General features: G+C 42.4%; 15 protein-coding genes and 2 pseudogenes. 10 read left to right on the top strand and 7 right to left on the bottom strand.

Annotation, left to right across the window (positions count from 1 at the left end):
- Positions 1–127: pseudogene (locus HC723_RS14345) on the bottom strand (DDE-type integrase/transposase/recombinase); the annotation flags it as partial.
- Here HC723_RS14345 and nspC point away from each other — a divergent pair.
- Both nspC and HC723_RS14335 read left to right on the top strand, forming a co-directional pair.
- Positions 128–1,197: pseudogene (gene nspC, locus HC723_RS14340) on the top strand (carboxynorspermidine decarboxylase); the annotation flags it as partial. It lies immediately after the preceding pseudogene.
- A 38-nt stretch (positions 1,198–1,235) separates the two neighbouring features.
- Positions 1,236–1,586 (top strand): hypothetical protein, encoded by a 351-nt coding sequence (locus HC723_RS14335; RefSeq protein WP_153447008.1) that lies wholly within the window; start codon positions 1,236–1,238, stop codon positions 1,584–1,586.
- A 13-nt stretch (positions 1,587–1,599) separates the two neighbouring features.
- On the opposite strand, the gene HC723_RS14330 is transcribed toward HC723_RS14335, so the two are convergent.
- Positions 1,600–2,145, bottom strand: coding sequence for a glycine cleavage system protein R (locus HC723_RS14330; RefSeq protein WP_153447009.1), 546 nt, complete (start codon positions 2,143–2,145; stop codon positions 1,600–1,602).
- Positions 2,146–2,249: 104 nt separating this feature from the next.
- The gene (locus tag HC723_RS14325) at positions 2,250–3,113 is read right to left on the bottom strand and encodes a DUF3943 domain-containing protein (protein WP_190339563.1); all 864 of its coding nucleotides are present in this window, start codon (positions 3,111–3,113) and stop codon (positions 2,250–2,252) included.
- Between the two features lie 212 nt (positions 3,114–3,325).
- On the opposite strand from HC723_RS14325, the gene HC723_RS14320 reads away from it, so the two are divergent.
- On the top strand, positions 3,326–4,543 hold the full coding sequence (locus HC723_RS14320) for a CinA family nicotinamide mononucleotide deamidase-related protein (RefSeq protein WP_190339561.1): 1,218 nt from the start codon (positions 3,326–3,328) through the stop codon (positions 4,541–4,543).
- Between the two features lie 16 nt (positions 4,544–4,559).
- Here HC723_RS14320 and yfaE read toward each other — a convergent pair whose 3' ends face one another.
- The 4 genes from yfaE to ubiG form a co-directional block, all read right to left on the bottom strand.
- Positions 4,560–4,838 (bottom strand): class I ribonucleotide reductase maintenance protein YfaE, encoded by a 279-nt coding sequence (yfaE, locus tag HC723_RS14315; RefSeq protein WP_153447011.1) that lies wholly within the window; start codon positions 4,836–4,838, stop codon positions 4,560–4,562.
- Positions 4,839–4,853: 15 nt separating this feature from the next.
- Entirely contained in the window at positions 4,854–5,987 is a 1,134-nt protein-coding gene (nrdB, locus tag HC723_RS14310; protein WP_153447012.1) for a class Ia ribonucleoside-diphosphate reductase subunit beta, read from the bottom strand.
- 202 nt (positions 5,988–6,189) lie between these two features.
- Complete coding sequence (gene nrdA, locus HC723_RS14305) at positions 6,190–8,478, bottom strand: class 1a ribonucleoside-diphosphate reductase subunit alpha (protein ID WP_190339560.1); 2,289 nt, start codon at positions 8,476–8,478, stop codon at positions 6,190–6,192.
- A 462-nt stretch (positions 8,479–8,940) separates the two neighbouring features.
- Positions 8,941–9,651: a bifunctional 2-polyprenyl-6-hydroxyphenol methylase/3-demethylubiquinol 3-O-methyltransferase UbiG gene (gene ubiG / locus HC723_RS14300; protein ID WP_153447014.1), complete on the bottom strand. Its 711-nt coding sequence runs from the start codon at positions 9,649–9,651 to the stop codon at positions 8,941–8,943.
- A gap of 313 nt (positions 9,652–9,964) precedes the next feature.
- Here ubiG and gyrA point away from each other — a divergent pair, with 313 nt between their 5' ends.
- The 7 genes from gyrA to HC723_RS14265 all read left to right on the top strand — a co-directional run bounded on the left by gyrA (position 9,965) and on the right by HC723_RS14265 (position 19,682).
- The gene (gene gyrA / locus HC723_RS14295) at positions 9,965–12,625 is read left to right on the top strand and encodes a DNA topoisomerase (ATP-hydrolyzing) subunit A (RefSeq protein WP_153447015.1); all 2,661 of its coding nucleotides are present in this window, start codon (positions 9,965–9,967) and stop codon (positions 12,623–12,625) included.
- 244 nt (positions 12,626–12,869) lie between these two features.
- Positions 12,870–13,469, top strand: coding sequence for a GTP cyclohydrolase II (locus HC723_RS14290; RefSeq protein WP_153447016.1), 600 nt, complete (start codon positions 12,870–12,872; stop codon positions 13,467–13,469).
- Positions 13,470–13,853: 384 nt separating this feature from the next.
- A complete protein-coding gene (locus HC723_RS14285; protein ID WP_238925507.1) occupies positions 13,854–15,128 on the top strand; it encodes an imelysin family protein in 1,275 nt (424 codons plus the stop codon).
- Positions 15,129–15,262: 134 nt separating this feature from the next.
- The gene (locus HC723_RS14280) at positions 15,263–16,717 is read left to right on the top strand and encodes a di-heme oxidoreductase family protein (RefSeq protein WP_190339558.1); all 1,455 of its coding nucleotides are present in this window, start codon (positions 15,263–15,265) and stop codon (positions 16,715–16,717) included.
- Between the two features lie 12 nt (positions 16,718–16,729).
- Positions 16,730–17,794 (top strand): imelysin family protein, encoded by a 1,065-nt coding sequence (locus HC723_RS14275; protein WP_153447018.1) that lies wholly within the window; start codon positions 16,730–16,732, stop codon positions 17,792–17,794.
- Positions 17,784–18,905, top strand: a complete 1,122-nt coding sequence (locus tag HC723_RS14270; protein ID WP_446751408.1) for a DUF1513 domain-containing protein — start codon at positions 17,784–17,786, stop codon at positions 18,903–18,905. The genes HC723_RS14275 and HC723_RS14270 overlap by 11 nt, the downstream gene beginning before the upstream one ends.
- Positions 18,906–19,028: 123 nt before the next feature.
- Complete coding sequence (locus HC723_RS14265; RefSeq protein WP_153447019.1) at positions 19,029–19,682, top strand: MBL fold metallo-hydrolase; 654 nt, start codon at positions 19,029–19,031, stop codon at positions 19,680–19,682.
- Positions 19,683–19,859 lie beyond the last annotated feature (177 nt).

Below are 19,859 nucleotides of genomic sequence, written 5' to 3'. Positions count from 1 at the left end.
ATGATGTGATGCCATTTCTCGTTAACAGGTGCTGAAATGAACTGCTGGTGTACTGTGAGCCTCTATCACTATGGAAAAGTAAGCCTCTTTGAGGCTTACGAAGTGTAATTGCCATTTGTAATGCACGAAATTAAAAGCCCTAAGTGGCGTTAAATTGGTATTAGCCCTCAAGTGTTTTTCGACTTGGGGCGTATTTGACATCATGAAACCTTATCTTGATGGCACCACCAGCAGTGGCCCTTTTGAGGTGCAATTAGGTTATGAGACGTTTGGTGGTAGGGGGGCTGGCAAAGAAACTCACGCTTATAGTGTTGGTTACAGTGAAGATGACGTGAAAGCGGTGGTTGATATCTGCGATAAGATGATCTTCAATTCGCTGAGCCAGTTGCAAGCCTATCGTCACTTAGTGGAAGGTAAAGCCTCGATAGGGGTGCGTTTAAATCCGGGAGTGAGCCGCGCAGGGCAAGATTTAGCCGATCCTGCGCGTCAGTTCTCACGCTTAGGAGTACAGCAACAACAACTCTCACCCTCGTTATTTGATAGCCTTGATGGGGTGATGTTTCATATCAACTGTGAGAATAAATCAGCCGATGATTTTATTGCGCTGCTTGATGACATCTCACATCAATTTGGTGAGTATTTAGACAAACTGGATTGGGTTAGCTTAGGCGGTGGGCTGTTTTTTACCTGGCCGGATTATGAGTTAGAAAAACTGGCGCAAGCACTCAAACATTTTAGCGAAAAACATAGCGTGAAATTGTATTTAGAGCCGGGTGAAGCAATTATTACCAATACGGCGGATCTGGTGGTGACGGTGGTGGATATCGTAGAGAACGGCATGCAAACCGCTATTGTCGATTCGCCACCGAAGCGCATCGACTTGATACCTTGATCTATAATGAACCTGCTAGTATTGGTGAAGCATCCCAGTTTGGTGAATTTGAATATGTGATAGGGTCATGCTCTTGTTTGGCAGGAGATCAATTCTGTGTGGCTAAATTTGAGCAACCATTAAACATTGGTCAACGACTACATATCTTAGACAGCGCCGGTTATACCATGGTCAAACTGAACTGGTTTAATGGCTTAAAAATGCCAAGTGTGTATTGCCAGCGTAGCAATGGGGATATTCAAAAATTAAATGAGTTTGGTTACGAGGATTTTAAGCGATCATTGTCACAATGGTCGGTCAGCTAGTGCAATACCATCAAATAAACTAAAGCTCAGGGGATAAGATGAAAATAAAATTAGACGCTATTTTTAAGATCGAAGATAAAACAAATGTAGAGAAACTAATGGCGGCTTTAGTGGCGCAACAAGCCGAATTTGAACGCCAGCTTATTCCTAACCTTGATTATATTGACCCGCGCGCGATGAATGATAACGGTATAACACTACAAGAAGTTGTGCATATTCAAGGCAATCAATATGCACTGCAATATCGTTATGACTGGTTTGTATTCAGTCCCTGCACCAATTTAGATGAAACAGGAACGCACCAAAACAAAGTCACCTTTAGTCTTAAACCTGCCGGTGAGATCTGCTTTGATTTATCGGCGCTTGGCAATGAAGCATCAAGCTTTTAGATCTGCGAGCGAATTAACTCTGTTTCGCCTTGCTCTTTTTAACCACATTGGCTTGCATGCCCAAGGTTTCCAATTCTGAGATCACATCTTGAATATTGGTGGCAGTGGGCAGAGTTACGGTTAAATGTGAGCTAAACATGCTGGCACTGACCCCAAGGCTATCGGCTAAAAATACGCGATTACTTTCTATGTTGATGATCTGCCCATGCTCCGTTTCAACGGTTTGGGAAATATCATGCACAATCCCACCTCGATCTTCTGCATCGACTCGCATGTTATACAGGTTGTTTTGTTGGTCATCGGATGTCTTTTCTTCGCTACAATCAGTGGAATCGGCAAAATAAACAGTCAGACCTTTTTGTTGAGTAAAGGCATCTTTCACAGCCTCAATATGTTGTGTTGGCATTTTTATTTTGATCAGCCCAGAGACTTGTTCATCCAGATAATTGATTTTTGACACCAGCCACTTACCTCCATTTTCATGGGTGATTTTAGCCAGTTGATGAATAATCGGCGGGGAGGTTTGACCTGCAAAATTAACAATGAATGTTTGCATCATAATGTTCTCCTTTAATGACCAAACGAGATGGAACTCAATTGAGTTATTAAGATAAGTTTAGATACTTTGTAAAGAAATAGAGTGAAGCGAGGCAAAAAAATTGATTAAAAATGATATTTAAACGTCATACCAATAAATTCATTACCTGCATAATGGCTGGTATTGTGGTTGAGTAAATTGGTTTTGGGATAGCTTAAAGACGGGTCGCTCGTTAACGATAACTCACTATTACTCTCATCATCACCGATAAACCAATAATGAATATGGCCAATTGGGTTTAATAAAAACAAACTGATGGTTCCGACTGTTTCAGAGCCGAGCAGTTCACCATCATTTTCAAAGGCGATGTATTGTTCCGCTTGATACATACCTTCACCCACCAAGGAACCTAAGATTGGGGTCACAATAATATCTTGCCACGATGGCACTTCGGCAAACGCTTCTACCCCATACTCCCAAAAAAAGGTCGACATAGTAAAAGAGTACAAAAAGGATTCAAAGCCATTAAAACCAGAGTGACGTGCAACGGTATAATAAACTCCGCCAAAGTAGGGATGCATAATGTAATTAAGGTAAAATGAATCGTTATCCCATACTGGACCTTGCGAGACATTATCTTTCCATTTCTGGCCTAGGCTGTCGAAAGAACGCTGGTCACTATCCCAATGAGTTACTCCTTCAGGCAATAAAGTCATTAAACCGACAGCTGCTAGGCTTAAACCGAAGAAGGTATAAGTTTGACCGAGTAAATAATCCCAATCTTTGCCGTCACTGATGGTTAGGTAGCGTGGGGGAATTGAATTAATATCTTTGTCGTCGTTGATTGGTTTAGAATTGAGCGATAAAGTGTATTGTTGGTTGGGTTGGCAATAATTAGAGAGTAAGGTGGTGTTATTGCAACTTACCGGAGAAACAAGCGACGCAGAGTATTCAAGTGCGCTTGCTGAGGTCGAAACGCAAGTGAACATTGCTAATAAGTAAGATGTTAGCCCCCGCAGTTTCTGGCTTCTCAAACGTTATGATCCTCATTATGAATGATGTAAGTTATAAATAACGCCGCATTGTAACGCCAATTTTGCCGCAGATCATTACTTATGATTGCAGTGAATGCAAGTGGATAGTGCCTCGTAGTGGTGAATGAGATCTTGTGCCGATGAATATCAAAAAAGGGAAAATATAAATGAAGATATCGATGTTAAGTACCGGAGAAGAAGTACTGCATGGTGACATCGTGGATAGCAATGCCTCTTGGCTTGGAGAGCAATTCTTTCAGCATGGATTTGGCTTGGATTATCGCGCCACGGTAGGCGATCAACTTGACGGCTTGGTGGCTGAAATTACGGCCTTAAGTCTGCGCAGTGATGTGGTGATCGTCAACGGTGGTTTAGGGCCAACTAGTGATGATATGAGCGCCCAGGCTATGGCTCAGGCGGCAGGGGTTGAATTAGAGTTGAAGCAAGAGTGGCTTGAGAATATAGAAGGATATTTTGCATCGTTAGGTCGGCCAATGGCACCAAGTAATGTCAAACAAGCCATGTTACCTATAGGCTCCGAGATCATTGATAATCCGGTGGGAACGGCCTGTGGTTTTAGTATGCGTTTGAATGATGCCTTAATTATGTTTACTCCCGGTGTCCCGTTTGAGTTTAAGCGTATGGTCACAGATGAAATCCTGCCGTTATTGCACCAACTCTACCCAAGTGTGGAGCAGCAAGCGTGTCATAAGATTTATGTGTTGGGGTTAGGGGAGTCGAGTATTGCCGATTCACTTAAATCACTGACATTACCGCAAGGTTTTTCGCTCGGTTATCGCTCTTATTTGCCGTTTATCGAAGTGAAAGTATTTTGTCCAGTTCGACACCCTGAGTTGAACGAGATTGTGCAGCAGATCGCCGATATTTTAATCGATAATGTGGTGGGTATTGATAAACCACTTACTAATGGAGTGGTGGATGCACTGCAAAGCCAACAATGGCAGTTGTCGATATTAGAGCAAGTGACGGGCGGTGAATTAGCCCGTCAAATGTATCGCGCAGGACCTACAGGGCCTGATGATGCTCAATCTAGCGTTTTCCAGCAAAGTATCGTGGATAATCAAGCGCCGAAATTAGCAGAGTTGGCAGACAGTGTATTGTTGTGTGCAGAGTATCGACAAGACACCCAAGCAGACGTTAGTTTGGCCAATTTCTGGCTAGAAGATGGCAGCATAGCATTGACCTTGAGCACCGAGCAGGGGGCATGGGCGCAGCAAGTGACATTTAAACGCGACTATCCATTGATCGCAAAACAAGTGATAGTCACTATGGTGTTATTGGATATGTTGCGTAGACAAGCCTCCGATCTCAAGGTTATCGGGCAATATGGTTATTTTGAATGTGTGAATAAGATTGAAATTTAAGCGCGCAGTTTGCTCTCTAAGCACGTTGCTTGATGGCTTGATAGCGCACTTTATCTAACACTAAATCGGTTTTTGCCTTGCAGATACAAGGCAAAATTTCTTTCGGGTGAGTAAAAGCTAATGCAAAGCCAACGTATTCTACTTCACCCGAAACCAATTCACATTTACAGGCACCACAATGTCCATCACGGCATTGGAATTCAGGTTGTAACCCTTCACTTTCCATCGCTTCTAACAAAGTGGTATTGCTATTGGTTTCGAGTAACGTCGCTTGGTTGACTTGCATTTTTTTCATAAGCAATAAGAGCGATTACAGCTCAAAATCTCCAAAGTCATCGGCATCAATTTCATTATCAATTTGGCCAACGAGGTATGAGCTAATTTCTGCTTCTTGTGGCGCCACTTGGACGTTATCTGAAGACAACCAAGCATTGATCCACGGAATAGGGTTAGAGGTTGCTTCTGGGTAAGCAATACCTAAACCAACCGCTTGCATACGAATATTGGTAATGTACTCAACGTATTGGCAAAGAATGTCTTTATTCAAACCAATCATTGAGCCGTCTTTAAATAGGTAATCGGCCCATTCTTTTTCCTGCTCTGCTGCTTCTTTAAACAGGTCAAAACATTCTTGTTTGCACTCTTCGGCAATTTGCATAAAGCTAAAGTCATCTTGACCATTACGCAAAATATTCAACATGTGTTGAGTACCCGTTAGGTGAAGCGCTTCATCACGAGCAATTAATTTAATGATTTTAGCGTTGCCTTCCATCAATTCACGTTCCGCAAACGCAAATGAACAAGCAAAACTAACGTAAAAGCGAATCGCTTCTAAAGCATTAACCGACATTAAGCAAAGATAAAGTTGCTTCTTCAGTGCCATTAGGCTGACATTGACTTTCTCGCCATTAAGAACGTGATTACCTTCACCGTAACGATGGTAATCATTAGTTAGGCGGATAAGTTCGTCGTAATAATGGGCAATATCTTTAGCACGTTTTACGATGTGTTCATTTTCAACGATATCGTCAAATACCACACTTGGATCGTTAACAATATTACGAATAATATGAGTGTAAGAGCGTGAGTGAATGGTTTCTGAGAATGACCATGTCTCAATCCAAGTTTCAAGTTCTGGCAAAGAAACAAGTGGTAATAGGGCAACGTTTGGGCTGCGGCCTTGGATAGAATCGAGCAAAGTTTGGTATTTTAAATTACTGATGAAAATGTGTTTTTCGTGATCAGGCAATTTGTTGTAATCGATACGGTCACTAGAAACATCCACTTCTTCAGGACGCCAGAAAAAGCTTAACTGCTTTTCAATTAACTTTTCAAAAATCTCAAATTTTTGTTGATCGTAACGCGCGACGTTAACCGATTGACCCAGAAACATAGGTTCTTTTAATTGATCATTTTTGTTTTGATTAAAAATACTGTATGCCATGTTAACCTCTTGAATGAATAGCCAAACACTACTCAAAGACAGTGTTATTTACGGGTGAGATAAAACCTTGCTTGCTTTTCATCTGAACCAGAAAATACATTGCCGTTCTACCTTCTAAAACACCGGATATTAAGCGGTGAGTTTAGAGGCGATTTAATGAAAACAGCCTGCAACAAAAATCGCAGGCTATAAATAAATAGATTTAGATCTTACAACCACCGCCTTCGCAGTCATCGTCTTGCTCAACCACAGTGCCGTTTTCACCTTGGTCGTCGCTCGCACCATCACGGGTGTTGTGATAATACAATGTTTTGACACCAAATTTATAGGCGGTTAATAAATCTTTTAATAACAACTTCATCGGTACTTTGCCATTGGCTTGCACACTTGGATCGTAGTTAGTATTGGCTGAAATCGATTGATCGATGAATTTTTGCATAATACCGACTAAGTGCAGGTAGCCATCGTTAGACGGGATCTTCCACAATAATTCGTATTGATTTTTCAAAGCCTGATATTCAGGAACTACTTGTTTCAAAATACCATCTTTAGAAGCTTTAACCGATACAAAACCGCGTGGAGGCTCAATACCATTGGTTGCATTAGAGATTTGTGATGACGTCTCTGATGGCATCAATGCAGTTAAGGTTGAGTTACGCAAACCATGAGTGGTGATCTCGGTGCGTAGCGCTTCCCAATCAAGGTGCAAAGGTTCATTACAAATCGCATCTAAATCTTTTTTGTAAGAATCAATTGGCAAGATACCTTGCGAATAAGTGGTCTCGTTAAATGCCGGACACGCGCCTTTTTCTTTGGCGAGTTCTACCGAGGCTTTTAGAAGGTAATATTGCATCGCTTCAAACGTGCGGTGAGTCAGACCATTGGCGCTGCCATCTGAATATTTCACCCCGTTTTTAGCCAAATAATACGCATAGTTGATCACGCCAACCCCTAAGGTACGACGGTTCATGGTGGCTTTACGCGCCGCTGGCAGCGGGTAATCTTGATAATCGAGTAGGGCGTCTAATGCGCGAACAACCAGATCCGATAAGTCTTCAAAATCGCTCAGTTGTTTGATTTCACCTAAGTTGAAGGCAGAAAGCGTACATAATGCAATTTCGCCTTCATCGTCATCAACATTGCTTAGAGGCTTAGTTGGCAGAGCAATCTCAAGACATAAGTTAGATTGACGAACTGGGGCCACACTTGGGTCAAACGGGCTATGAGTATTACAGTGATCGACGTTTTGAATGTAGATACGACCAGTTGAGGCTCGTTCTTGCATTAATAACGAGAATAACTCAACTGCTTTAACCGTTTCACGGCGAATCGATGTATCGGCTTCGTATTGTACATACAGCTGTTCAAACTTGGCTTGGTCTTCAAAGAAAGCATCGTACAAACCAGGAACATCAGAAGGGGAGAACAAACTAATGTGGCCGCCTTTAATTAAGCGAGAGTACATTAATTTATTAAGCTGAACGCCGTAATCCATGTGACGAACACGGTTCTCTTCAACACCACGGTTGTTTTTAAGTACTAATAAAGATTGGACTTCACCATGCCAAAGTGGGTAGAACATGGTTGCCGCGCCGCCACGAACGCCGCCTTGTGAGCAACATTTTACTGCGGTTTGGAAGTATTTATAAAATGGAATACAACCAGTGTGGAAGGCTTCGCCATTGCGGATCTCAGACCCGAGAGCACGAATACGACCCGCATTAATACCAATTCCCGCACGTTGAGAAACATAACGCACAATTGAACTCGCGGTTGCGTTGATTGAGTCTAAGCTGTCGCCACACTCAATTAATACGCACGAGCTAAATTGGCGAGTAGGAGTACGTACACCCGCCATAATAGGGGTAGGTAGTGAGATCTTAAAAGTAGACACCGCATCATAAAAACGCTGAATGTAATCAAGACGCGTCTGTTTTGGGTATTTAGCAAACAAACACGCTGCCACTAAAATATACAAAAACTGGGCGCTTTCGTAGATTTCTTTCGTCACACGGTTTTGTACGAAATACTTACCTTCTAACTGCTTAACCGCGGCGTAAGAGAAGTTCATGTCACGGTTATGATCGAGAAAATCATCCATCGCGTTAAAATCTTCAACGCTATAGTCTTCTAACAAATGCTTATCGTATTTTCCCATGCCAACCAGTTTTGCCACATGATCATATAATGCTGGTGGCTCAAACTCGCCGTAGGCTTTCTTACGCAAATGGAAAACCGATAAACGTGCTGCTAGGTATTGATAGTCAGGGGTTTGCTCTGAAATAAGATCAGCAGCCGACTTAATGATAGTCTCATGAATATCAGAAGTGGTAATGCCATCATAAAATTGGATATGAGCTTTTAATTCGACTTGCGAAACGGAAACATTATCAAGATCTTCTGCGGCCCATGCGATCACGCGGTGGATCTTTTCAAGATCAATTCTTTCTTTGTGTCCATCACGCTTGGTGACTGTCAATTGTTGATTCATTCTAGTATGAGTTCCCTAACTATAAATGGTACGCAGCTACGATACTGTGAGGTGTTAAAAATGTGCGAGCTTTTGTTTATGTTGCTTAGTGATAAGAAAAGTGACAAAACACTATATATGGTGCCACTTGCTCGAATGGCTACAAGATAGTGCGAAATGCTTCTGTTTTCAAGTCGAGACATCGCTATGGCTTGTGGATAACTCAGGGATAGATTTTTTTCAGTAAGTAGCCACTAACCTATACAATTATGTATTACTTGGATCGCTACAAAAGCAAGTTGAAAAGTGTTGTCAAAGTAGACGCACAAAAAAATAAATCGCTTGATCTTTGATGGGATTTGATCAGAAAAAAGATCGATTTATTTATGCGCGATCAAGCACATTTTTATGAAATGTCAATGTATGAAAGCCAACATTTTAGGTCAGCATTTCATACAAAATAATAGGAGAGAAAGGAAAGGTTTATTGGATGAATTGAGTATGAACGATATAGTTCACATCGACATTTTTCCCCAAAGAATAGGTATCGGTTAATAAGTTGTAGCCTAAACCGGTAATCGATTGTTCTTGTAGTGGTGTGCTATCAACCATTTTAAGTAATTCTGAAGGACGGATGAACTTGGCGTGTTCATGAGTACCTTTAGGCACTAATTTCATCACTTGTTCTGCGCCCACAATGGCAAATAAATAGGATTTGATATTGCGGTTTAAAGTTGAGAAAAAGACATGGCCGCCAGGTTTGACTAATTTAGCGCACGCTTGGATCACCGATAGTGGGTCGGGAACATGTTCCAGCATTTCCATACAAGTGACGACATCATAACTGGCGGGGTGTTGCTCGGCATGATCTTCAATTGTGCTTTGGATATAAGTCAGGGTTGTTCCGGTTTCAAGCGCATGTAAGCGTGCGACTTCAAGCGGCTCTGCGCCCATATCAAGGCCTGTGACTTCCGCGCCTTGTTTGGCCATGCTTTCTGCTAAAATACCGCCGCCACAACCCACATCAAGCACTGTCTTCGCAAATAAGCCATCAGCATTATCTAAGATGAAGTTTAAACGCAGAGGGTTAATTTGATGTAGAGGCTTAAACTCGCCATCAAGATCCCACCAACGAGAAGCCATATCGGCAAATTTTTTGATTTCAGCTGGATCAACGTTTTGTGTGGTCGTCATATTGGTCTGTTCTTTTAACAATTAAGATGATTGTTACTATATCAGGAATAAGAGAGCAACAAAATCAGCAAAGAAGAAAGTGACAAATAGAGCAAGATGGGTTTGATAAATGAGATAAATTCCAATCCAGTTTAATTTTTCAACAGTTAAAGCGAGAAGTTGCTATCAAGTGCTTAAAACCGACATGAAATAGATGCCGAAAATCGGTTTTATGTGTTATATTTTTAACCCTTGTGCGTGTCGCTATTTTAAAGCTAGTTTTGGCTTTTTATATAAATCATGCGATCAAAAAGAATAGAGGGATAATGGCTCTATGAGCGATTTAGCTAAACAAATTACGCCAGTAAATATTGAAGACGAGCTGAAAAGTTCGTATTTAGATTATGCGATGTCCGTCATCGTAGGTCGTGCACTTCCTGATGTGCGCGATGGTCTTAAACCGGTTCACCGTCGCGTTTTGTTCGCGATGAACGTGCTTGGTAACGATTGGAATAAGCCTTATAAAAAATCCGCTCGTGTCGTTGGTGACGTGATCGGTAAATATCACCCACATGGTGATAGTGCGGTTTATGACACCATCGTTCGTATGGCCCAACCATTCTCCTTACGTTACATGCTAGCAGATGGCCAAGGTAACTTTGGTTCTATCGATGGTGATTCTGCAGCCGCAATGCGTTACACCGAAGTTCGCATGTCGAAAATTGCACACGAACTGCTTGCCGACCTTGATAAAGAAACGGTTGATTACGTTGATAATTACGACGGCACGGAACAAATCCCTGCGGTTATGCCAACCAAAATCCCGAACTTATTAGTCAATGGTTCATCTGGTATTGCCGTTGGTATGGCAACTAACATTCCACCACATAACTTAGGTGAAGTGGTCGATGGTTGCTTGGCTTACATCAATAATGAAGATGTGACTATTGATGAGTTAATGCAATACATTCCAGGCCCTGATTTCCCTACCGCTGCGTTGATCAGTGGTCGTAAAGGCATTGTCGATGCTTATAAAACGGGTCGTGGTAAAATTTACATGCGTTCAAAAGCGCATATTGATGTGGAAAAAAATGGTCGCGAAACCATTATTGTTACTGAAATTCCATATCAAGTGAACAAGGCTCGCGTGATTGAAAAAATCGCTGAGCTAGTAAAAGATAAAAAAGTTGAAGGTATCAGCGCACTACGTGATGAGTCAGATAAAGACGGCATGCGTATTGTGATTGAATGTAAGCGTGATGCAGTGGGTGAAGTTGTTCTTAATAACCTTTACTCACAAACTCAACTGCAAACGACTTTCGGCGTGAACATGGTTGCACTGGATAACGGCCAGCCAAAACTGTTCAACCTAAAAGAAATGATTAAGTGTTTCGTTGATCACCGCCGCGAAGTGGTGACACGTCGTACTATTTTCGAATTGCGTAAAGCTCGTGACCGTGCTCATATCCTTGAAGCCTTGTCGCTAGCATTGTCCAACATCGATGAAATTATCGAACTTATCAAAAACGCACCCACCCCTGCTGAAGCAAAAATTGGTTTAGTGGCTCGCGGTTGGCCGTTAGGTAATGTTGCTGGCATGCTTGAGCGTGCAGGGACCGATGCTGCGCGTCCTGATTGGTTAGAAGATCAATACGGTATCCGCGATGGCGAGTACTTCTTAACCGAGCAACAAGCCCAAGCAATCCTAGAATTGCGTCTACACCGTTTAACTGGTTTAGAACACGATAAAATCTTGGACGAATACAAAGCGTTACTTGATGAAATCGCAGAACTTATTCACATCCTTTCAAGCACAGAGCGTTTGATGGAAGTGATCCGCGAAGAACTTGAAGCGGTTCGTGAAGGCTTTGGTGATGAGCGTCGCACTGAAATTACCGCAGCCAGCCATGATATCGACATGGAAGAGCTGATTGCGCGTGAAGATGTAGTGGTTACCTTGTCACATGAAGGTTACGTTAAGTACCAAATTCTAAGCGATTACGAAGCACAACGCCGTGGCGGTAAAGGTAAGAGTGCGACTAAGATGAAGAATGAAGATTTCATCGAACGTCTGCTCGTTGCTAATACCCATGACAATATTCTTTGCTTCTCAACCCGTGGTAAAACGTACCGCTTGAAGACTTACCAATTGCCGCATGCGACACGTACTGCGCGTGGTAAGCCAATTGTGAACATTCTACCGCTAGAAGAGAACGAGCGTATTACTGCGATCCTTCCTGTAACCGAGTTTACTGAAGATAAATTTATCTTTATGGCAACCGGTGACGGTACCGTTAAGAAAACCTCGCTCGCCAGCTTTGCTAATGTGCGCGCTAACGGTCTTATTGCGGTTAACCTACGTGAAGAAGATTCATTAATCGGCGTCGATATTACTTCTGGTACTGATGAAATCATGTTGTTCTCGAAAGAGGGTAAAGTGGTTCGCTTTAGTGAAGAACATGTTCGCGCAATGGGACGTACTGCCTCGGGTGTTCGTGGTATTCGTTTAGCAGAAGGCGATCAAGTGGTCTCACTTATCATCCCTGCGAATGAAGGTGGCGACGTATTAACCGTAACTGAAAATGGTTATGGCAAACGTACCGTTATCACTGAATATCCAACCAAAGGTCGTGGCACCAAAGGTGTGGTATCGATTAAAGTGTCTGAGCGTAACGGCCAAGTTGTTGGCGCGGTTCAAGCTCTCGATGCCGATGAGTTCATGATGATCACCAATGCCGGTACATTAGTTCGTACTCGCGTATCGGAAGTGAGCCAAGTAGGTCGTAATACTCAAGGCGTGACGTTGATCCGTACTTCTGAAGAAGAGAAAGTAGTCGGATTACAACGCATTGAAGAGATTGAAGAAGACGAAAACGCGATTATTGATGGTGAAGAAGGCTCTGAACTCGATGCTGAAAACACGATCAATACGCAAGAGGCTTCAGATGCTCCAGCGGCGCAAGATGACGATACCCAAGACACAGATCAAGAGTAATTATTAACTCTTCATTTGTTATTTGAAATGAAAGCCGAAGATTTCGATCTTCGGCTTTTTTTTGTTTAAATTTTATACCGTTATTGAATGTCTGACTAAAATACTGTGTTTTTACTTGAATGCAGATTTAGATGTTATATTATAACAATAATTATTTGCATCATTAACCTTAACTTTACTTGTGTCTCAGAGTGTTTAAGGAAATAATATTGCGCAGCAGAACTAATGAATAAGAGAGAGCAAAATGGCTGAAGTGCGTGCCAGAGTCGACCTAAAAGTGGGTGTTAATAGTGATATTAATGCCGAAATATTGTCATTTCACCATCTGAAAACCGACAAAGAACATATTGCTATCATCTTTAAGCAAGCCGATAAACAAGATCAAACGCCATTAGTTCGTATGCATTCAGAATGTTTAACCGGTGATGTTTTCCATTCATCTCGTTGTGATTGTGGTGAACAGCTGGATGAAACCATTAATAAAATGGGTGAGCAAGGCGGGATCTTATTATATCTACGCCAAGAAGGCCGTGGTATTGGCTTGTACAATAAAATTGATGCGTATCGCCTGCAAAGTGAAGGTATGAATACCTATGAAGCCAATAATCATTTAGGTTTTGGGGATGATTTGCGCGATTTTTCAGAAGCGGCGCAGATGCTTAAAGCCTTACAGATCGATAAAATTAAATTGATCACCAATAACCCTAAAAAAATGAAAGAGCTACAAGAGTTTGGCATTGAACTAGAAGAAGTTATCCCAACTCATGTGCATTTGAAAAGCGGCAATGAAAGCTACTTAAAAGCCAAAGCTTCACATGGTAAACACCGCTTAAAATTCGATTGATTTGACGATGTGTTTATCACCGTCATCACTAAAACGCCGCTATCTTATTCACGAGATAGCGGTTTTTTTGTACCTAATTTTGGCAACGAACACTAATACCATTTCCATTTCCATTTAAGGTTTGATCAATTTGAATACGGTGAAAAGACGCTGATCCGTCCTTGGGCACTTGAGCAAAGGACATCCATGGTCTTTGATACTTTTCTCTGTTCTCAAGTTTGAATTATCATTAAATGTATGGGATTGGTATAAATTTGTTGCGACAACGCAGAAAATTAGCATATTAAGTAAAAACAAGGTTGTAAAAATATGGTAAATAAGTATTATTCCCGTTGATTAATCTTAATGATAATGATTGCCATTAGCTTCTATCAAGGAAGAATTATGTTTACCTCTGCAACTCCTCGCATTGCCGTTATTTCTGCTCTTATGTTTGCCAGTCCAATGACTTGGGCGGCTGGATCTCAAAGCGCTGTTACTGAGCAACAAGTGGTCGAAAATTATGCTGATTTAGCTTACGCCGTATTTGACGATGCTCATATTACCGCGCAGAAATTACAAGCCTTGATTCAAGCACTAGTGCAAAACCCATCTCAACAAGCGCTTAACCAAGCACGCACCGCTTGGCTTGCGTCGCGTGTTCCTTATCAGCAATCAGAAACATTCCGTTTTGGTAATGCCATTGTGGATGATTGGGAAGGGCAACTTAATGCTTGGCCGCTTGATGAAGGTTTAATTGATTATGTCGCCAAAGGTTACCACTTTGAATTAGGTAATGAAGGCGCTCAAGCCAATATTATTGCTAATAAATCAATTCAAGTTGGTAGTGATAAAATTGATGCAACTAAAATTACGCCAGAGTTATTAGCCAGTTTAAATGAACTCGCGGGCTCGGAGGCAAACGTTGCTACTGGTTACCATGCAATTGAATTCCTGCTATGGGGACAAGATTTACACGGCACTCAAGCCGGAGCCGGTGAGCGTCCTTATACGGATTTTGCCAGTGGCAAGCAATGTACTAATGGCAACTGTGATCGTCGTGCTCAATACCTTGAAGCGGCGTCTCAATTGTTAGTGCAAGATTTAGATTGGATGAAAGCTCAGTGGGATGGCAAGGAAAAAGACAATTATCGTAGTCAGTTGCTCAGCCAACCGGCACGAGATGGCATTGGTAAAATGCTGTTTGGTATGGGGTCATTATCGCTAGGAGAGCTGGCTGGCGAACGTATGAAAGTGGCGTTAGAAGCCAATTCAACCGAAGATGAGCATGATTGTTTCTCTGATAATACTCATAACTCGCATTACTATAATGAACTGGGTATCTATAACGTATTTAACGGCAGTTATACTCGTGTTGATGGCTCTGTTGTAACAGGCGCAAGTATTAAAGATCTTGTAGCCAGTAAGGATGCGGCAGCGGCAAAACAGATCGCGACACAATTTGAGAGTACTCGAGATCAAGTGCATAAGTTAGTGGATTCTGCCGAGCAAAATAACCAACACTTTGACCAACTTATTGCTTCAAACAATAAAGCTGGCAATGCGTTAGTCAATGACTCGATTCAAGCGTTAGTCAAACAAACGGAAGCGATTGAAAAAGCGGCGGCTGTGATTGGTATTACGAGCCTTAGCCCTGATAACGCGGATCACGAATTTTAATTTTTTTTCAAGGACCTCACATTCGGTGATTGTATTTTCGGATGAGAGAACAATGGATTAGGGCTCGTCTTTTCTGAGCCCTTACAGGATGTACCATGAAAGCCACGATGCCCACGATGCCCACGATGCCCACGATGCCAGTAACACTTATATCTAAACCCCATAAACGTACAATCTTTGCCCTCATTTTTGCACTTTATCTGCCATCAACCGCTTTGGCGTACGGTATCAAATCTGGCGGCGATACCAGTACCAATAAACAAGGCAGTAATGCTTTTTCTATGCCGGCTAATAATCTGCCATTATCGAAACGGTTGGATTTTAGTGTCGGGAATAGTTTTTTTCGTAACCCTTGGGTCGCCGCGCCAGCGACCACGGATGCAAGAGATGGATTAGGGCCACTTTTTAATACAAATGGTTGCCAAAATTGCCATATTAAAGATGGTCGAGGGCATCCACCTGAAGAGGGAGAAGACCAAGCGGTTTCGATGTTGGTCCGGTTGAGTATTCCAGCCCTGACGGCAAAGCAAAAACAACAATTGGTCATATCTGGGGTGATCCCTGAACCTATGTATGGCGATCAGCTGGAAGATTTTGCCATTCCAAACGCTAAACCGGAAGGCAAAATTAAGATTGAATATAGCAAGTTTAATGTCCGTTTTAGTGATGGTGAAACAATTGAATTAAGAAAACCTAGCATCAAGTTGCATGATCTCAATTACGGAGAATTGCATCCAGATACCATGTTATCGGCTCGCATTGCGCCGCCAATGATAGGTTTAGGGTTACTTGAATCTATCTCGGTTGAAACGCTGCAGAATATCGCTGACCAGCAACAGCGCGATAATAAAGGTATTTCAGGTAAGTTAAATCAAGTCTGGGATGTGCAAACAAAATCCACTCAAGTGGGACGATTTGGTTGGAAAGCAGGGCAACCTAGCGCGATTCAACAAGATGCAGGGGCGTTTAATGGCGATCTTGGCTTAACCAGTGCTTTATTTCCGCATGAAAACTGTTCACCGCAACAAACAATTTGCGCCGAAATGCCAAATGGGAATCGCGCCAATAATGCCGCTGCGAATAAGGTGAATTCAACCGAAGATTATGAAGTTAGCAATAAAATCTTAAAATTTGTCGAGTTTTATTCGCAACATTTAGCGGTGCCGATCCGCAGAAATACCACAGATCCAAGCGTGATACGCGGGCAACAACTATTTGAAAATGTGGGCTGTGCGTCTTGTCATACTCCAGAAATCAAAACGGCGCAGAGTGATGAATTACCATCGCTGTCCAATCAAACCATCCATCCTTATAGCGATCTGTTATTGCATGATATGGGCGAAGGTTTAGCGGATAACCGACCTGAATTTTTAGCCACAGGCTCAGAATGGCGTACACCACCCTTGTGGGGCATTGGCTATACCGAAGAAGTGAACGGACACAGTTATTTCTTACACGATGGACGGGCGCGTAACTTAATGGAAGCGGTATTGTGGCATGGTGGTGAAGCTCAATCGGCCAAAGAACAAGTGCTTAATTTAAGCAAAGCCGATCGCGACGCCTTGACCGACTTTTTAAATTCCCTATAGAGAACTGGATTTATGTTGAAACGTATCATCATTGCAGTGTGTGCTTGTTTGGTCGGAGGCGGTCTTTATTACGCTTATTTATCGGATACAACTGGCAATATTAAAACCCAGCAGATTGCGTCATCGAAGCCTAAAAATAGCCAGCAACAGGTACATCAATTAGAACTCGAGTTTGCACAAGGCTTTTCAACGTCAAGCGCAAAATTACAAACAGCAGTCGCACAATATTGCCAATCGAATAATGGACTCAGTTTAGAAGCACTACAAGAACAATGGCTTGAAATGATGCAAGCTTGGATGCCGTTACAAGGTCAGGCAAAAGGGCCAGCCAAAGCGGTCGCATTAAGCTGGAATGTACAATTTTGGCCGGATAAGAAAAATATCACCGGTCAAAAAATGCAGCAACTGTTACAACAAAAAGCATTATGGAATACCGAAAGTATCGCTAATCAAAGCGTGACGGTGCAGGGGGTAACGGGCTTGGAGTGGTTATTATTTGATGCGCAATCGCCATTAATTAGCGGCGATAAATTCAGCTGTGGACTACTTAGGGCAACCACAGACACCTTGCATAATCATGCTCAAACTATAACGACTCAATGGCAATCCAATCCGTGGTCTGGTTATGATGATAGTCAGTGGCAAGCGGAGTATATTGGTTTGCTCACTAATCAATTAGATTTTTTAATGCTAAAGATGAGTCGACCATTAGCAAAAATCGGCCATCCACGACCGTACTTTTCCGAGGCGTGGCGATCGAAGCAATCGTTAGCTTTAATGACAAGTAATCTGCAAGCGTTGCGTCAATTGTATTTGGCGAAAGGGCTAGGATTAGATGCGCAATTAAGAGCGCAAGATCATAGTGAATTGGCCGATCGGCTGTTAGCACAGTTTGATCAAACCATCAGCACATGGCCGAAACAAGCCAGTTTATTTGAGATGTTGCAAACCAAAGAAGGGTATCGACAGGCACTGACTCAGTTTAATAAATTAGAGCGGATCAAATACCTATTACATGATGAAGTGGCGGTTGAGTTGGGCGTGGTCGTTGGATTTAACTCAACCGATGGCGATTGATCCCATGACAGATTTTAATGCTAAGCGGCGTCAATTATTAACCTTAGCCGTGCTTGGTGGCGGGGGAATCGTCTGTGGTGGACTGGCTTGGTTATATCACGCCAGTAAGCCAAGTAATAAGGCTGCGCTAATCGGTAACTCTGTTGGCTTTAATCAACGTTTTCATTGTGTAGTGGCTGATTGGCAAGGTAATCCTATTTATCAAATTGCTTTGCCTCAAAGAGCGCACGGCGTCGCCATTAGTCAGCAAAGTACGATGGGATTTAGTGACGCCGTGGCTTTCGCTCGTCGCCCTGGCAGTTACTTTCAAGTGTTTGATTACCAAACCGGCTTAAGAAAACAGCTTATTCAGGCCGAAGCAGACCGCTATTTTTATGGCCATGGTGTATTTAGCGTGGATGGTAAATTTCTGCTGGCAACCCAAGGGATCAAACAAAGCAGTCAAGGATTAATTGGTATTTATGATGTTGAACAAGATTATAAAAAAGTCGATGAATGGCATGGGATAGGGATCGGCCCGCATGAAATTATTGGCTTAAATGATGGCAGTTATGCGGTCGGCGTGGGTGGGGTTCATACTCAAGGTCGTGAAGCATTGAACCTAGACACGATGCAACCGACCTTAACCCGATTAGATCAAACTGGGCGCATCATTAGTCAAGTAGGATTAGGCGATAAAAAACTCAGCATTCGTCATCTTGGTTATGATCAGCATGACTTAATTTTATGTGGCCAACAATATCGCGGCCAACCGGATGATTACCCCGCGTTAATTGCAATGCAACAAGGTGAGGGAGAATTAATCTCTTTGAACGCCGAACCAGAGCAATGGGCGCGATTTAATCATTATATCGCCAGTATTGCGGTGGTGGGGGACTATGTACTTGCGACATCACCACCGGGTAATTGCTATGGTATTTGGTCGATTTCGCAAAATAAGTTACTTGAGTTACAGCCCTTACCCGATGCCTCTGGCGTGGTGGCGCACAATGGTGAATTTTTTGTTAGCTCTGGATCTGGTGAAGTGGTGACCAGATCGCCCCTCGATGATGTTCAGAGATTTAATTCAACCATTCGATGGGATAACCATTGGAATGCTATACCGAGCTAAACAAGTCCCCCGAGCTAAGCAACTACTCAGAGTTCAGTAACTACTCAGAGTTAAGCAAGCACTTGTAAAAATAACACTGAAATGTCATAGTTTCGCTACTATTCTTATCAAGACATTACTGCTATGAGCCTTCAATATCAATCTGTTCCAGTCACTCCATTTCAACAAAACTGTTCTATCGTATGGTGCGATCAAACCATGAAAGGGGTGATTGTTGATCCCGGTGGTGAGGTTGAGCACTTAGTCACCATCATTAATACCTTAGGTGTCACACTTGAAAAAATCGTGTTAACCCATGGACATCTGGATCATGTTGGTGGCACGCCAGAGCTAAAAGCGCAAATGAATGTGCCAGTGATCGGCCCTCATATTGATGATGCATTTTGGCTACAAGGTTTAATGAATCAAAGCCAGATGTTTGGTTTTCCACCTATTGATCCTTTTGAGCCAACTCAATGGTTACAAGAAGGCGACAGTATTGAATTTGGCGAGGAAAGATTGCAAGTGATCCATACTCCAGGGCATACCCCAGGTCATGTGGTGTTATTTAGCCCATCAGCGCAAATTGCCTTTGTTGGCGATGTTTTATTTAACGGCGCAATAGGCCGTACGGATTTTCCGAAAGGGGATTTTCAAACTTTAATTAACAGCATTAAAACCAAGTTGTGGCCACTCGGTAATGAGGTGCGTTTTATTCCTGGTCATGGTCCTGAATCGACTTTTGGACAAGAGCGAAAGTCGAACCCGTATGTCGCCGATGAAATGCCATTGTATTAAGCATTAGTGAGCAATATTAAGAAAACCAGTTCACCTCGAACTGGTTTTTTTAGGCTTTGTTGCGTAATTCAAATTTAGAGGTGACAACACTAGAATGGTATTATTTCAATCAATTCGGTAAGTTTTAGGCATACCTAGCCCTGTTAGTTTATTTAAAGCTTTGATCATTGCGTAAGC

It is taken from the genome of Vibrio sp. S11_S32 (assembly GCF_014694465.1).
Taxonomy (GTDB): Bacteria; Pseudomonadota; Gammaproteobacteria; order Enterobacterales; family Vibrionaceae; genus Vibrio; species Vibrio algicola.
The sequence above is the reverse complement of the archived record's forward strand: the minus strand, read 5'-3'. Positions and strand labels throughout refer to the sequence as shown.